Origin of the sequence: Pseudomonas sp. PWP3-1b2, assembly GCF_049896045.1 — a bacterium.
Lineage (GTDB): Bacteria > Pseudomonadota > Gammaproteobacteria > Pseudomonadales > Pseudomonadaceae > Aquipseudomonas > Aquipseudomonas antarctica_B.
Map to the genome: position 1 here is coordinate 258,459 of NZ_JAFCTN010000001.1, position 15,140 is coordinate 273,598.

The 15,140-nt window shown below is 61.1% G+C and carries 14 protein-coding genes and 1 pseudogene; 9 read left to right on the top strand and 6 right to left on the bottom strand.

Annotation, left to right across the window (positions count from 1 at the left end; all coding sequences use genetic code 11):
• The first annotated feature begins 4 nt into the window (after nucleotides 1-4).
• Complete coding sequence (locus ACP7A2_RS01130; RefSeq protein WP_348057929.1) at nucleotides 5-415, top strand: HPF/RaiA family ribosome-associated protein; 411 nt, start codon at nucleotides 5-7, stop codon at nucleotides 413-415.
• 58 nt (nucleotides 416-473) lie between these two features.
• On the opposite strand, the gene ACP7A2_RS01135 is transcribed toward ACP7A2_RS01130, so the two are convergent.
• A complete protein-coding gene (locus ACP7A2_RS01135; protein ID WP_426132736.1) occupies nucleotides 474-1,985 on the bottom strand; it encodes an MFS transporter in 1,512 nt (503 codons plus the stop codon).
• 106 nt (nucleotides 1,986-2,091) lie between these two features.
• On the opposite strand from ACP7A2_RS01135, the gene ACP7A2_RS01140 reads away from it, so the two are divergent.
• Nucleotides 2,092-2,964, top strand: coding sequence for a LysR family transcriptional regulator (locus ACP7A2_RS01140; RefSeq protein WP_426132737.1), 873 nt, complete (start codon nucleotides 2,092-2,094; stop codon nucleotides 2,962-2,964).
• 58 nt (nucleotides 2,965-3,022) lie between these two features.
• Here ACP7A2_RS01140 and fecA read toward each other — a convergent pair whose 3' ends face one another.
• The 3 genes from fecA to ACP7A2_RS01155 form a co-directional block, all read right to left on the bottom strand.
• Entirely contained in the window at nucleotides 3,023-5,359 is a 2,337-nt protein-coding gene (gene fecA, locus ACP7A2_RS01145) for a TonB-dependent Fe(3+) dicitrate receptor FecA (protein WP_426132738.1), read from the bottom strand.
• A gap of 90 nt (nucleotides 5,360-5,449) precedes the next feature.
• The gene (locus ACP7A2_RS01150) at nucleotides 5,450-6,391 is read right to left on the bottom strand and encodes a FecR domain-containing protein (protein WP_426132739.1); all 942 of its coding nucleotides are present in this window, start codon (nucleotides 6,389-6,391) and stop codon (nucleotides 5,450-5,452) included.
• Nucleotides 6,388-6,876: a sigma-70 family RNA polymerase sigma factor gene (locus ACP7A2_RS01155; protein WP_426132740.1), complete on the bottom strand. Its 489-nt coding sequence runs from the start codon at nucleotides 6,874-6,876 to the stop codon at nucleotides 6,388-6,390. Before ACP7A2_RS01155 ends, ACP7A2_RS01150 begins: the two co-directional genes overlap by 4 nt.
• 170 nt (nucleotides 6,877-7,046) lie before the next feature.
• Here ACP7A2_RS01155 and ACP7A2_RS01160 point away from each other — a divergent pair, with 170 nt between their 5' ends.
• From ACP7A2_RS01160 to ACP7A2_RS01185, 6 genes are all read left to right on the top strand, one after another.
• Nucleotides 7,047-7,349 carry a DUF3649 domain-containing protein gene (locus tag ACP7A2_RS01160; RefSeq protein ID WP_375069848.1) on the top strand — a complete coding sequence of 101 codons (303 nt, stop codon included), beginning with the start codon at nucleotides 7,047-7,049 and terminating at the stop codon, nucleotides 7,347-7,349.
• The gene (locus ACP7A2_RS01165) at nucleotides 7,346-8,920 is read left to right on the top strand and encodes a PepSY-associated TM helix domain-containing protein (RefSeq protein ID WP_426132741.1); all 1,575 of its coding nucleotides are present in this window, start codon (nucleotides 7,346-7,348) and stop codon (nucleotides 8,918-8,920) included. Before ACP7A2_RS01160 ends, ACP7A2_RS01165 begins: the two co-directional genes overlap by 4 nt.
• Entirely contained in the window at nucleotides 8,921-9,247 is a 327-nt protein-coding gene (locus ACP7A2_RS01170) for a DUF3325 domain-containing protein (RefSeq protein ID WP_426132742.1), read from the top strand.
• Nucleotides 9,248-9,254: 7 nt separating this feature from the next.
• The gene (locus ACP7A2_RS01175; protein WP_426132743.1) at nucleotides 9,255-9,833 is read left to right on the top strand and encodes an RNA polymerase sigma factor; all 579 of its coding nucleotides are present in this window, start codon (nucleotides 9,255-9,257) and stop codon (nucleotides 9,831-9,833) included.
• Entirely contained in the window at nucleotides 9,830-10,807 is a 978-nt protein-coding gene (locus ACP7A2_RS01180; protein WP_426132744.1) for a FecR family protein, read from the top strand. The genes ACP7A2_RS01175 and ACP7A2_RS01180 overlap by 4 nt, the downstream gene beginning before the upstream one ends.
• Before the next feature lie 189 nt (nucleotides 10,808-10,996).
• On the top strand, nucleotides 10,997-13,237 hold the full coding sequence (locus tag ACP7A2_RS01185) for a TonB-dependent receptor (protein ID WP_426132745.1): 2,241 nt from the start codon (nucleotides 10,997-10,999) through the stop codon (nucleotides 13,235-13,237).
• A gap of 79 nt (nucleotides 13,238-13,316) precedes the next feature.
• Here the strand turns inward: ACP7A2_RS01185 and ACP7A2_RS01190 are convergent, their stop codons facing one another.
• Together ACP7A2_RS01190 and yejK are read right to left on the bottom strand one after the other, a co-directional pair.
• Nucleotides 13,317-13,667, bottom strand: coding sequence for a glutaredoxin family protein (locus tag ACP7A2_RS01190; protein ID WP_375069837.1), 351 nt, complete (start codon nucleotides 13,665-13,667; stop codon nucleotides 13,317-13,319).
• Nucleotides 13,667-14,671, bottom strand: coding sequence for a nucleoid-associated protein YejK (yejK, locus tag ACP7A2_RS01195; protein ID WP_348060401.1), 1,005 nt, complete (start codon nucleotides 14,669-14,671; stop codon nucleotides 13,667-13,669). The genes ACP7A2_RS01190 and yejK overlap by 1 nt, the downstream gene beginning before the upstream one ends.
• A gap of 396 nt (nucleotides 14,672-15,067) precedes the next feature.
• Between yejK and ACP7A2_RS01200 the strand changes: the two are divergent.
• A pseudogene (locus ACP7A2_RS01200) lies at nucleotides 15,068-15,140 on the top strand (HU family DNA-binding protein); the annotation flags it as partial.

A 15,140-nucleotide genomic window follows, 5' to 3' on the forward strand; every position in this document is an offset into this window, starting at 1 on the left:
AACTATGCAAATCCAAGTCAATAGCGATAACCATATTGAAAGCAGCATCCGACTGGAGGAGTGGGTACGTACTACCATTGAAAGCACGCTCGAACGTTACGAAGAGGACCTGACCCGCGTTGAGGTCTACCTCAAAGATGAGAACGGTGATAAGCCCGGTCCCCACGATTTAAGTTGCCGCCTGGAAGCACGGCCAAAGGGTCACCAGCCGGTTTCGGTGCTGCATAAAGCCGATACCCTGGAACAGGCGATCGACGGTGCCGCCACCAAGTTGGATCATGCGTTGGAACATCTGTTTGGCCGACTGCAAGGCAAGCCACGCGCTGCCGGGAAAAACCTGCCGGTCACCAAAGTGAATGAAGACGAACTTGAACAGGAGTTTCTTGAAAAAGAACGCGCTGTGTTTAACGGCTGATCGCTGAGAGTTTCTCATCCCCATGAAGACGGGCCTGCACACGCAGGCCCGTCTTCGTTTAGCGGCTGCGATGGAAGAAATACCTGCTCATCAACGCCAGCCCGCACGCTCCCAAACCCGCAAACAGCATGGCCCAGCCGGCGCCGTGACGCAGTGCTGCACGGGCATCCTCACGCGCCAACCCCAACGCATCCAGTTTGCCTGCTGCAATATTCTGGCTTATCGCCGGCCACTCCAACATGCTGGTTTCGGGCAGTAGGCTTGCAAGGTGATGACTGATCCCCAGCAACAGCACCAACCCCATCAGCGCAATGTTGAGCGCCAGCGTGATCAACCGCGCACTGAGGTCGATGCCCGACGCCATGCCCGCGCGATCAGCCGACACCGAGCCGGTGGTGGTGTTGGTGGTGGGTGAGTTGGTCAGGGCCAGCCCCACTCCCGCCAACGCGCAACTGAACAGCACTAAAACGATGCTTGGATGGGCAACGCCGTTGGCGGCGGCCATGGTCATAAAGCCCGCGCCCATCAAACCCAAACCCAGCGGAATGATGCGCTCGGCGCCATAACGCAAGGCCAGGCGTTCGGCCAGCGGCGGCACCAGCAACGTCGGCAAGGTGTAGGCGAGCAGTGCGCCGCCGGTGGTCAGGGTGTCGTAGCCCAGCCCCGCCTGGAAGTAGAGCGGCAGGTAAATCATGAACGGCCAGAAGCTGAAGTTCATGCCGATCGAACCCATCAGCGCGCCATTGAAACGCTGGATGCGAAACACGCAAAAGTCGAACATCGGGTGGGAGCTGCGTCGCTCAACAACGATGAACAGCAGCAACCCGGCCAGCGACAAACCTGCCCAACCCAGCATGCCCGGCGTTGCGAAACCCTTCTCTGAGCCTTGAGTGATGAAGTACACCAGCGCAAACACCGACAGCGTCAGCGTGAGCATGCCTGCGATATCGAGGCGGTGGCTCGCCGGGTCGCGTGATTCCGTCACGCTGATGCGCAGCAGCACCAGGGTGAACAGGGTCAGCGGCACATGCACCAGAAACACCCAGCGCCAGTCCGCCACCGCCAGAATCAATGCGCCTACCATCGGCCCGAACCCCAGCCCCACACCCGCGATCACACCCCACACCGCAAAGGCCCGCGCTCGCGCCGCCGGTTCGCGAAACCGGTGCGACAGAATCGCGAACTGACAAATCATCATCGCCCCGGCACCGATGCCCTGTACAAACCGCGCGGCGATCAGCGTGGACGCATCGTTTGCCAGCCCACAGGCCAGTGAGGCCACTCCAAATATCCCCAAACACACCACCAGCATCCGGCGCCGGCCAAAGCGATCGGCCAATGTACCGGCCGCCATCAACACGCTGGTGCAGGCCAGGGTGTAGGCGTTCATGATCCATTGGGCGTCCTGGAACCCCGTGCCCAGTTGTTGCTCCAGCGTCGGCAGGATGACCGGCACGCTGGAGATTTCCAGGCCGAACATCAATGCCACCAGGCACACGGCGGTGAGCGCGAGGCCATCTGTGGCGCTGCGCGAAGGGCAAGCGGTGGCGACTGTGGCGGTAGGTGGCATGGGACTCTCCTGTCGATGGGGGTATCCACTTATTTTCAGGGGAATCTGATTCTTTATTCGTGATAAGTTTTCCGCTGATGAGGGAATCACAGGCGACAATAGAATCATGGCCACTCCACGTTTTGACGGCGTCGAACTCTTTCTGCAGATCGTCGAAAGCGGCAACCTCACCGAAGCTGCCGAACGCCTGAACCTCACGCGCTCTGCGGTGGGCAAGGGGTTGGCACGACTGGAAGCACGCTTGGGCACTTGCCTGTTGCAGCGCTCTACCCGGCGCCAACGCCTGACCGAAGACGGGCAGGCGTATTACGAACATTGCTTGCGCGCCCTGGCAGAACTTGAGGCCGCTGAATCGGTGCTGGAAAGTGGCCGGCAACAGCCGCGCGGTCGGTTGCGGGCGAGCCTGCCACTGGCCTTTGGGCACCATTACGCCGCGCCTGCCTTGTGGGGCTTGATGGACCGTTACCCGGAACTGGAGATCGAGATTTCGTTTTCTGACCGGCTGATAGACCTGGCGCAGGAAGGTTTTGACGTTGCGGTGCGCATTGGCCCGCTCCCGGACACAGACCGCCTGAGCGCGCGCCGTCTGGGCGAACAGTCCGTGGGCCTGGCCGCGTCACCGGCGTATCTGCAGCGTGTTGGGCGGATTGAAAGCATCGATGACCTCGCAGGCCACCGTGGTATTGCCTACCGCAGCAATACCGCGTTTCGCTCGTGTGTGACATCGCCCTTGGTGCTGGACGACCTCCAGGCCGTGGCCGACGCCGCGATTGCGGGCGTTGGCCTGGCCTGGTTGCCGAGCTGGTTGATTGCGCACTATGTGCTGCGCGGTAGCCTGGAAGCGGTACTGCCAGGCTACCGCGACCAGCCGGCGCCGATCCACGTGATTTGGCCGACGGCGGCGCACATGCCGGCCAAGGTGCGCTGCGCCATCGATGCGCTGGTGGCGGCCACTCCCAGCTGCCTGGCCGGCAGTTAAACCCCAACCGGCAAGCCAGCTCCCACAGGGGGTTACAGCATTTGCAAAATAAGGTCAGTTAAAACGCGATGGACGTTTGCACGTACACAGTGCGCGGCTCGCCGATGTATTTGCCCTTGTTGTTATCGTCAAACGAGCGCGTGTAGTACTGCTTGTTGAGGATGTTTTTCACCCCGACCGCTACGTTCAAATCCGACAGCTGCGGGCCGAAGTCATACGCTGCGCGGCTGCTGAACAACATATAGCCCGGAATGCGCCCCGTGCTGCCGTCGGCGCTTTCCGCCTGTGTGTTGGCGTTGTCGGCAAACTGGCTGCTCTGATAGCTGCTGTCCAGGTTGAGTTTCCATTGGCCTTCGGTGTACCCCACGCCGAGCGTGCCTTTGTGCTTGGACGAAAACGGCACGCGGTTGCCTTTGTTCGGGCCGTCTTCGCGGATGGTTGCGTCCACGTAGGCGTAGGTGGCGTACACATCAAAACCGGCCAGCGCCGGGCTTAAACCATCGAGGGCGTAATTGATGCTCGACTCGATGCCTTGGTGGCGGGTTTCGCCACGGGCGATCACCGTATCGTTGGTCTGGTTGCTGTCGTACTGGTTGTCGAAGTTGATCAGGAACGCGCCGATTTCCGCACGCAAGGTGCCGTTGTCATAGCGCGTGCCGAGTTCCCAGGTGCGAGCCTTTTCCGGTTTCACTTCGCCGCTGGTCACGCGGTTTGGCATCTGGCTGTACTGCACGCTGCCGAACGAGCCTTCGGTGTTGGCGTAGAGGTTCCAGTCTTCGGTGAGGTGGTAGAGCACGTTCAACGCCGGCAACGCGGTGTTGTAGTCGCCTTTGTATTTGACGTTTGTCAGGTTGTTGGTCTGCTGCGACTCGATCATCTCGTAGCGCACGCCCGGGGTGATGGTCCACTTGCCGATATCGATGCGGTCGTCGACGAAAAATGCATTGGCTTCGGTGGCGCCACGGGTGTCGCGGTCGTTGCGGCTGTTGGTGTCGGGCAGTTGCTGGTTGGCGCTGATCGGCGTGCGGTAGCGCAACTCATGCCCGGCTTCGTTGATGTAGCGGTAGCCGACGCCGACTTCATGGCTGGTCGGGCCAAGGTCGAAGCCTTGAGCGAAACGGGTTTCGAGGCCGCGCACCCAGTACTCACGCGGCGACAGCGAGAGGAAGTTGCCCTGGTCGAGGTAGCCATTACGCAAGGTGGTGGTGAAGAAGGTGTTGGCAGTGAATTCGCGGCGGTCTTGCTGGTAACGGTAACCGGCGTTGAACATCGTGCGGCGGCCCCAGAATTTGTCGTAGGGGCGGGTGGACTGATAGGGGTCGGCTTTGTAGTCCTTGACGTTCAAGCCGCCGGGCATATCGGCCTGGCCTTCGTAGTACTGCGCCATGGCGTTAAAGCTGTTGGCGTCGTCGAGCTGGTACTTGCCCTTGAGGATCAAATCGTCGATGCGCGTGTTGCTGTTTTCCCGCCAGTCGCCGCCACGGGTGCCGGAGTACAAAATCGCGCCGCCCAGGCCGTTATCGGCAGTGCCGCCGGCCAGCAGGTTGCCGGTGGTTTTGAAGCCGTCGTGGCTGGAAGACGGGCTGGTTTCCGTCTGCAAGCCGCCTTTGACGGTGGGTGCATCCGGGATTGCGCGCGTGACGAAGTTGACAATGCCGCCGACGTTTTGCGGGCCGTAGCGCACCGCGCCGCCGCCGCGCACCACATCTACTGCATCCATGTTGCCCATGCTGATCGGCGCGAACGACAGCTGCGGCTGGCCGTAAGGCGCGAAGGGCACCGGGATGCCGTCCATCAATACCGTGGAGCGCGACGCCAGGCGTGGATTGAGGCCGCGAATGCCGAAGTTCAGCGCCATGTCGTGGCTGCCGGTGCCGTTGTTGTCCGGGGCGTTGACGCCGGGAATGCGGTTGAGTACATCGCGGGCCTGGGTTGCGCCCTGGCGCTCAAACTCTTCGCGGCGGATCACATCGCGTGCGCCGGGGTGTTCGAACACGTTGGTTTGCGCGGCGTCGCCGAGCCAGTCGCCAACCACGTTGGAGGTTTGCAGTTCGAGGGTCGCCGGGGCGTTTGCAGGTTGCAGGCTGTAGGCGTTTTCGCCCTCGGCGCGAGCTTGCAGGCCGGTGCCTTCGAGCAGTTTTTGCAGGCCTTCAGCGGCGCTGTAATTGCCCGACAAACCGGGGCTCTGCATGCCCGCCGTCACCTCTGAACCGAAAGAAATCAGTACGCCGGCTTCGCGGCCAAACTGGTTCAGGGCTGTTTCCAGCGAGGTCGGCGCGATGTGGTACGGCTTGGCGTCGGCCGCCATCACCGGCGAGAGCACGGTCAGGCTGAGGCTGGCGCCGAGCAGGAGTTGGCGCAAGGTGCGGGCGAGAAGCGTCGGTGGCTGGGGCATGAAGGGCGGTCCTGAGAAGGAAGGATCAAGGTGGCTTTCCTTCTCTGTCACGCGAGGGGTGGAAAACGGCTCAGTGTTTTTTAAAAAAGTTTAGACGCGTGCCTGGACGCTCACCCAGTAGCGCGTGAAGCGCCGAACCTTGACCGGCAAACTGACTTCCAACAGGTCGAGAATGCGCTCGCTGTCATCCAGCGGGTAACTGCCGGACAGCAGCAAATTTGCCACCTGCGGGTCGCAACTCAGTTGGCCTCGGCGGTAGCGGCCCAGCTCATTGAGGAAGTCTTCCAGGCGCATATGCGCGGCCACCAGCATGCCGTCGGCCCAGGCGCCGCTGTTGGCGTCGGTGGGGCGCGGAGTGTCCCAGCCCTTGCGGGTGAAATTGACCTGGCGCGAGGCTTCGACGGTCAGCGGCAAACCGCTGTAGCTGTTCGGCATGACGTCCACATGGCCGTCGAGTACGGCCAATTGGGTGTGGTCGTTAAACTGGCGCACGTTCAGTCGCGCCGCCTGGCTGCTGAGCAAGCCTTGGCCCGTGAGAATTTTCAGGGGGGCCGGTGCGGCGCGAGCGGTCAGCAGGATTTCGCCTTCCAGCAGACGGATCAAACGCTGCTCGCCATCGAAATGCACATCCACCGCGCTGCCGGTATTGAGCTGCAACTGGCTGCCATCGGCCAGTTGTACGCGGCGGCGCTGGCCGACGGGGCTGCGGTAGTCGGCAGTCAGTGGTGGCAGAACGTGTTGCTGGCGCAAACCCCAGGCGGCGGCGGAACCGGCGCCGAGGATCAGCAACAGCTTCAATGCCTGACGCCGGCTGCTGGACTTCGGCGCATTCAACGCCGCATGCGCCAGCGGCGAGGGCATGCCGCGCAGGCGCTGATTGACGCGCTGGATATGGTCCCACGCGCGCTGGTGCTCACTGTGCGCCGTCAGCCATTGCTGCCAGGCCGCCTGCTGGCGCGGGTTGAGTGCGCCTTGCTGCATTTCCATCAGCCAGTGCACGGCTTGTTCGGCGACTTGCGTGGAGAAATTCATAGGGCAAAGTAGCAGCGCATGGCGGCTTTATTCAGGTGGCGTTTGACGGTGGCGAGGGAGATGCCGAGTTCCGTGCCGATTTGCGCGTAGGTCAGGCCGTCGAGCTGTGCCAGCAGGAACGCGCGCTTGACCTGAACGGGCAGGCCGTCGAGCAATTGGTCCAGCTCTACCAGGGTTTGCAGGATGATCGCGCGTTCTTCTTCCGACGGCGCCACGTGCTCGGGCATTTGCGCCAGTGCATCTAGGTAGGCGCGCTCCAGGTCCTGGCGACGGTAGAAATTGAACAACACGCGCTTGGCGACCGTGGTGAGGAAAGCGCGCGGCTCGATCAAGGTCGGGGTTTCGCGCGCGGTCAGCACGCGGATGAACGTGTCCTGGGCCAGGTCGGCCGCGCTTTCCGGGCAGCCGAGCTTGCGTCGCAACCAGCCGGTGAGCCAGTGGTGATGGTCCTGATACAAGACTTCGACGGTGTTTGACGGCTGCAACGCGATCACTCCACAAGCAATAGCATGCTTTAGAGAACAAGAATTGTTCGCATTGTAGGGCGCCAGACAAGGTTCGGCAATCCGCCAGGGCAGGTGATTCATCCGTTCTCTTTTGCTTATGAGAATATTTATCATTAATATTGCGCACCGATGAACCTGGCGCTGCCCGCATGAAAAGCACAACCTCACTTCCCGCCGCTTACCGCCTCGCCGTCACGTCCCGCGTGTTGGCTGCCGTGGTCGGCGGCTATTTGATGGCTTCCCTGGCAGCCGTTTGCCTGGCGCTGTGGATGCCCACTTCGCGCGCCGACGCCGTGATTACCGGGATGATGAGTTCGTTTGTGTTCTATTTGCTCGCCGTCATCTGGTGCTTCGCTTGCCGCACCGCGTGGCGCGCCTGGTGGGGCGTGATGCTGCCGAGCGCGCTGTTTGCGGCATTGGCGGGCGTGGGTTACTGGATGGTGCGCACATGAAAGAGGGCTTTCGTCAGGCGATGGCCTGGTTGCACACCTGGGCTGGATTGATCTTCGGCTGGCTGCTGTTTGCGATTTTTCTGACAGGTACGCTTGCGTATTTCAAGGACGAAATTACCCACTGGATGCAGCCCGAAGTGCAGGAGCACCCATTGGACGACGCGCGCAGTCTTGCTGCCGCCCAAGCCTATCTGCAGCAACAGGCACCCAATGCTGCGCGCTGGTTTATCACCTTGCCGGACAGCCGAGACCCCGGCTTGTCGGTGATGTGGCAAGACAAGGTCGACGCCGGCAAACGCGGCAATTTCATTCAGAAAGTCCTCGACCCGCTCACCGCTCAACCGGTGCAGGCCCGCGAAAGCATGGGTGGCGATTTTTTCTACCGCTTCCACTTCCAGCTGCAAATGCCCTACCCGTGGGGCCGCTGGCTGTCGACCATCGCCGCCATGGTGATGTTCATCGCACTGATCACCGGCATCATCACCCACAAGAAAATCTTCAAGGACTTCTTCACCTTCCGCCCTCGCAAGGGCCAGCGGTCCTGGCTCGACGGGCACAACGCCGTCGGCGTGCTGGTGCTGCCGTTCCACTTGATGATCACCTACAGCAGCCTGGTGATTTTCATGAGCATGGTGATGCCCGCACCCATCGTCGCTTCGTATGGCGACGACAGCCGCGCATTTTTCAATGAGGTATTTCCCAATACAGACAACCCTCCCGCGCTCGGCCAGCCGGGGCAGTTGTTGCCCTTGCTGCCGATGTATCAGCAAGCGCGCGAACAATGGGCGGGCGGGCATGTCGGGCGGTTGGTGGTGAATAACCCGAGTGACGTGAATGCCTCGGTCAATGTGGTCCGCGCCGGTTCCGACCGGGTGGTGCATGATTTCGGCAGCACTGTGTCATTCAGCGGTACCACCGGCGACGTGTTGCGGGTCAGTGGCGAGCAGTCGCTGCCGGCAGCCATTGGCGGCAGTTTTTACGGCTTGCACATGGGCCATTTTGCCGGCCCGGTGCTGCGTTGGCTGTATTTCATCTGTGGCTTGGCGGGTACGGCGATGATCGGCACCGGCCTGGTGATTTGGCTCGGCAAACGTCAGCTCAAGCACGCCAAAACGGGCGTGATTCCATTTGAATTGCGGCTGGTGGAAGTGCTGAACATCGCCAGCATGGCCGGGCTGATGATCGCCATCGCCGCATTTTTCTGGGCTAACCGCCTGCTGCCGGTGAGCTTTGCCGAGCGCTCCGGCTGGGAAGTGCAGGTGTTCTTTATTGCCTGGGCATTGAGTGTGCTGCATGCGCTGTTGCGTCGGGGCCGCCAGGCCTGGGTCGAACAATTGAGTGTTGGCGCGCTGCTGTTTATAGCGATCCCGCTGCTGAACGCGCTGACCACCTCGCAACATCTGGGCGTGTCACTCGCCAAGGGCGACTGGGCCATGGCCGGTTTCGACCTGACGTGCCTTGCCAGCGGGCTGTTTCTCATGTGGGCAGCCTGGAAGATGCAATACCGCACGGTGCCGCAACCCCAGACCGCCCGTGCGCGTGGTTTGGCGCTAAAGCAGGGGGCCCACTGAATGCTCCTCGCGTCGCTGATGTGCTACGCCGGTTTTTGCGCACTGTGCCTGTCCACCGACCGTCACCATGGCGAGTTACTGCGCAGCAAACCTTCACCGCGTCGGCGCTTGAGCCTGCGCGTCACCGGTTGGCTGCTGTTGAGCGTGTCGATCTGGCCCGCCGTCGCCGCCACGGGATGGGGCCAGGGGTTGGTGGAGTGGTGCGCCGTGCTGATGCTCAGCGCGCTGCTGTTGGTGTTGCTGTTGCCGTACCGGCCCAGGCTGGCCTTGATCCTGGCAGGCGTTAGCGTGCTCGCCAGCCCTGTTGCGGCCTTCGCCTTCTCCTGAGTTTCTCGTGATGATCAGCACCCCACCCGAATCCCCGGACAACCCGCACACCGATGCGGCCGGTGGGCGTGCGCATTTCCTGCAGGTGTTTTTGTCCCAGCGTTCGCAGATGGAAGCACTCGTCAGCCGGCGCGTCGGTTGCCGCGCCACGGCGGCGGACCTGGTGCAGGACCTGTTCCTGCGATTCTGGCGTCGGCCGCTGGTGCAGGTTGAAGAACTCAGCACCTACTTGCTGCGCTGCGCCGGCAACATCGCCATCGACCATCTGCGCAGTGAAAGCGCGCGGGTACGCAGCAACGAAGGCTGGCTGCCGGAACAGCAAGACAACGGCGGTTCTGAGCCTCAAGCGGCGCTCGAGGCGGGCAACGATTTGCGCCATGTCGAAGCCGCCTTGCGCAGCTTGCCGGAGCGCACCCGGCAGATTTTCCTGCTTAACCGCATTCACGGGCGCAAGTACGCAGAAATCGCCAAAGCCATGGGCCTGTCCCAAAGCGCCGTGGAAAAACATATGATGCGCGCCCTCGAAGCCTGCAAAGCCAGCCTTCGCGAACCATCGACCCCACGCTCGCCAGGGAAAGCACCGTGAACGCCACCCCCACGCCCGCCCAGGAACAGGCCGCTCTTGACTGGTTGAGCCTGTTGCACGACAGGCCCAGCAGTGGCGACCAGGCCACGTTCAGCCAGTGGCTGCGAGCCGACCCGGCGCACGTCGAGGCCTATTCTCAGGCCCAGGTGCTGTGGGAGTTGAGCGAAGTGCCCGCACGCGCACTGGCGGACGAAGATGCACTGGCCTTGCAGGGTTACCTCAATGCGATGAACACCTCCAAACGCTCGCGGGTCGTGCGCGGGTTCGGCGCGTTGGCTATGGCCGCGTGCCTGCTGGTGATGGTGTCGATGGGCGCCGGTTGGCAGCCGTCGCGGTGGGTCGATGACCTGGGTGCCGATTACGTGACCGCGCCAGGTGAGGTCAAAACCTTCACCCTGGCTGATCAATCCCACGTCACCCTGGATGCTGACAGCGCCATCGACGTGGATTTCAGCCAGGGCGAACGGCGCATCCGCTTGCGTCGCGGCGCGGGCTTTTTCAGCGTGACCCACACCGGCCAGCCCTTCGTGGTGGAGGCGGGCAGCGGTGAGGCGCGGGTGCTGGGCACCCAGTTCGAAGTGCGCCTGCAACCGGCCGGCGCTGAGGTGACCGTGTTGTCTGGCCGGGTTGGCGTGACGCCGTCCCACACCGGCCAACAGCAAGTTCTGACGGCAGGCCAGCAAGTGGCCTACGCCGAAGGCGTGGCGCAGGCCATGCACCCGGTCGACAGCGAATCACGCCTGGCCTGGCGTGACGGCTGGCTCAATTACTACAAGGCGCCGTTGGCCGATGTGGTCAAGGACCTCGGCCGATATTACCCGGGCCGCATTCTTTTGCTGAATGACGAGATGGGCACCAAGCGCGTCAGCGGCAGCTTTCCGAGCAAAGACCCACAGGCGGTGTTGAATGCCTTGCAAGCCGTGCTGGGCTTCGAGCAACACAGCCTGCTGGGTCGGGTGATTGTGTTGCGTTAGACACATACACCGCCGCGCCTTCACTGAACCGTCATCGCAATCACTCAAACCTGTCACCAAACGGTTACACGTGCCGTGGATCATCCGCAGGTTCCTGAGCAAACGGTCAGGAAACCATGCGTCGCCTGTCAGACCAGCCCCGACGCAGCTGCCCCATACAACAGAGCAACGTCAGTAAGGGATCTACACGTGAACTACAACAATCTTTATGCCCTGCTTTTAGCATCGGGCCTGGGTGGTTTTGCGCCGCTGGTTTTGGCGGACGACGCTCAGGACGTGGGGTCGGTGAATATCGCCGGCAAACAAACCCTCGGCAATGGCCACATGATTCGCGAAGAAAGTGCCAAGGCGCGGTCGACGGTGACCAAGGAAGCCATGGACGAAATGTCGTCAACCGCCAACGCCATCGACAAGCTCAAATACACCCCCGGCATCAACGTTTCCAGCGATGACGCCAGCGGCACCAGTGGCACCAACTTCACCATGCGCGGCATGAGCTCCGACCAGGTCGGCGTGTCGGTCGATGGCGTGCCGATCAACGACTCGGGCAACTACAGCGTTTATTCAAACCAGCTGGGCGACCCGGAAAACCTCGCGGAAGTGTTCGCCACCCAAGGCTCTTCGGAAGCCGACGGCCCGCACATCGGCTCGAGCGGCGGCAACATCGGCATGATCACCGTACGGCCGACCAAGGAATCCGGGGTGTTCGCCAAGCAGATCGTGGGCGCCAATGACCTGCGCAAGAGCTTCGTGCGGGTCAATACCGGCGATTTTGGTGGCCTTAAGACCTGGGTCTCGGCTTCTCACCTGGAAGGTGATAAATGGCGCGGCAAAGGCACCCTGCGCAGCGACAAAGTCGAGTGGAGCAGCCTGTTTGAAGACGACAACGGCAATTCCACACTGGCTACGGTGAAGTACAACAACCAGGAAAACTACAACTACAACAGCTTGAGCAAGGCGCAGTTCGAGAACGAAGGGCGGCGCAAGGACTACGCCGAAACACCGGTTTACAAAGCCGGTTTGTTGTCGGCGTCCTACAAGCTCAATCGCAACCCGTTCGAAAGCGTCAACGCCACGCTGACTCAGCGCTGGCGCCTGCAAGACAATCTGTCGCTGACCGTCACGCCGTATTACTACTGGGCCAACGGTGGCAGTTTCAGCGGCCAGACCGCTTCCAGCCTGGGGCCGACGTCTGACAAGGCTGGCAACTACACCCTGAGCAACCTGAAATCGGACAACTACTATCGGCCTTCATGGACCGAGACCTGGCGGCCTGGCTTCACCGCCAAAATGAAATGGGACATCAACGACGAGCACAGCCTGGATTACGGCTATTGGTATGAACGCGCGCGCCAGCGCCAAACCCAGCCCTTTATCGGCATCAACGGCGAAGGCGCTCCGGATGACGTGTGGGGCGACTACAACGCGGGCGGTCAGGTGGTCGACAAGAACGGCGCCACGGTGCAGGGGCGCCACTACTACACCGTCACCCCGTCACAAAAAATCTGGGTGCAGGACAGCTGGCAGGCCACGCCAGACTTGAGTTTTAACGGCGGCGTGGCGTACCAGTACGTTGAGCGTGACGGCAACAATCTGGGCAGCCTGTACGACAAGGCGGAAAAACGGAACACCCGTTACCATCAATTCCTGCCCAGCTTCAACGCCAAATACCAGGTCGATGAGAGCAATCAGACGTTCTACAACGTCACCCGCAACATGCGTACGCCGCCGAACTACGTGCTGTACAACAAGGGCGATTCCGTCAGTCTCAAGTCGGAATTGAGCTGGAACCAGGAACTCGGCTGGCGTTACACCGAAGACGACCTGGCACTGAGCGCGACCCTGTTCTACATCAGCTTCAAGGACCGTCAGGTGTCGACCACTGACGCTGCCGGTGACTACATGGTGCTCAACGTTGGCAGCGTCGAAAACAAAGGCCTGGAACTGGAGTGGAGTGGGCTGCTGCCGCACAACTTCAATTATTACGCCTCGTACACCTACACCCAGTCTGAGCAGCAAGACAATGTGCTGAGCAAGAACGTGCGGTTGCCGACGTCGGGCAAGCAACTGGCCAACGTGCCGGAAAACATGTTCAACCTGGTGTTCGGGTATGACGACGCGCGCTTCTACGGCAACATTGCGGGCAAGTACGTGGGCAGTTTTTACGGCGATTTGACCAACGATGAAAAGATTTCCGGGCGCACAGTGTTTGACCTGAACGCAGGTATTTATTTGCCGGTGGACAAGAAGGTGGTCAAGTCGGCGGCCCTGCGGTTTTCAATGCTTAACGTGTTCGACAAGCAATACCTGAGCTCGGCGCGCACTGTGTCTTTCAACTCGGCTCCGGTGGGTGGTTTGGCACCGAGCACGGCGTATTACAACGTCGGAGAGGAGCGCACGGCGATGGTCTCGCTGGAAGCTAACTTCTAATGCCGCAGCAGGGCTGAATGTTGGAGCTGGCTTGTGTGGGAGCCAGCTCCCACAAAGGCCAGCTCATACAGCTTCGGGGTTACTTCAACGCGGCCATGATTGCATCGGGGTTGTAGTCCCGAATCAACGTGCCGTTCACCTCCACAAACGGAATCCCGCCGCCGCCCAACGCCTCGTACGCCTTGCGCGCCTGGGCGTCTTTCTCGATATCCAGCGCCTGATACGGGATGCCCTTTTGGTCCAGAAAGCGCCGGATCTGCTTGCAGTAGCCACACCACTCGGTGGAATAGAGCGTCACGCGCGCCGAAGCGCGCACCTGTTCCGATACCACCTGTGAGGGGTTGAACAGCCGCTCGATCTTGCCCCAGTTCTGGATGACTACCACCACCAGCAACACCAGCAGGACTTTCTTGAGGACCCCGCCGAGCATCAGTTACGGCGCTTGAGCTGGTCAGTGAGCTGGGTCGGCAGGCCCTTGATGATCAAGGTGCCAGCGGCTTCGTCATACTCGATCTTGTCGCCCAGCAGGTGCGCTTCAAAGCTGATGGACAAGCCTTCGGCGCGGCCGGTGAAGCGGCGGAACTGGTTGAGGGTGCGTTTGTCGGCCGGGATTTCCGGCGACAGGCCGTAGTCCTTGTTGCGGATGTGGTCGTAGAACGCCTTTGGCCGCTCTTCATCGATCAAACCCGAGAGTTCTTCCAGGCCCATCGGCTCGCCGAGTTTGGCCTGGCTGCTGGCGTAATCCACCAGGGTTTTGGTTTTTTCGCGGGCCGATTCGTCCGGCAAGTCTTCGCTTTCAACAAAGTCGCTGAAGGCCTTGAGCAGGGTGCGGGTTTCGCCCGGGCCGTCGACGCCTTCCTGGCAGCCGATAAAGTCGCGGAAGTACTCCGAGACCTTCTTGCCGTTTTTGCCTTTGATAAACGAGATGTACTGCTTGGACTGCTTGTTGTTCTGCCACTCGGAAATGTTGATGCGCGCGGCCAGGTGCAACTGGCCCAGGTCCAGGTGGCGCGACGCGGTTACGTCCAGCTCCTCGGTCACCGCCACGCCTTCGCTGTGGTGCAGCAGGGCGATGGCCAGGTAGTCGGTCATGCCTTGTTGGTAGTGGGCAAACAGCACGTGGCCGCCAACGGAGAGGTTGGACTCCTCCATCAGCTTTTGCAGGTGCTCAACGGCGGTGCGGCTGAAGGTGGTGAAATCCTGACCGCCGTCGAAATACTCTTTCAACCAGCCGCTGAACGGGTGCGCGCCGGACTCGGCATGGAAGAAACCCCAGGCCTTGCCTTGTTTGGCGTTATAGCTCTCGTTGAGGTCGGCAAGCATGTTCTCGATGGCCGCAGATTCGGACAGTTCCGAGTCGCGGGCGTGGAGAACTGCGGGTGTGCCGTCGGGTTTTTTGTCGATCAGGTGGACGATGCAATGACGGATCGGCATAGGCTTCTCGGCTGGTTGAAGGGGAGCAGGTGGCCTCCCCGAAAAGTCGCCCAGTGTACCGCACCCGTTGGCCAAGACGCGCCTGCATGGGCGTTTTGGCCGACCTCCGACGACCTATATGCCTTTTTTTCACGGTTTAGAGCGATAAAGCTGACCAAATGGCTAGGTAGAGGCGGATATTTCCCCGTCTCTGTGCTAGTTTTGCCCCGTCTTACGCCAAGTCTCGGCGTTAAGCGTGCATTCAGCATCTGTCAGGTCGAACCAATCCCCGATTCAAGCATCTATAACCCCGATCTCCGTGGTTATAGCCGGGGGTGCCAGGCCATGACGGTCGGGCTCGACGGCTGACACTGCACTCTGCAATCCATATGAATTTGATAGGGAAGGAACACCACAATGGCTATTACTAAAGACCAACTGATCGCTGACCTGGCTGAAGCAGTAGACGCACCGAAGACCACCGTGCGCG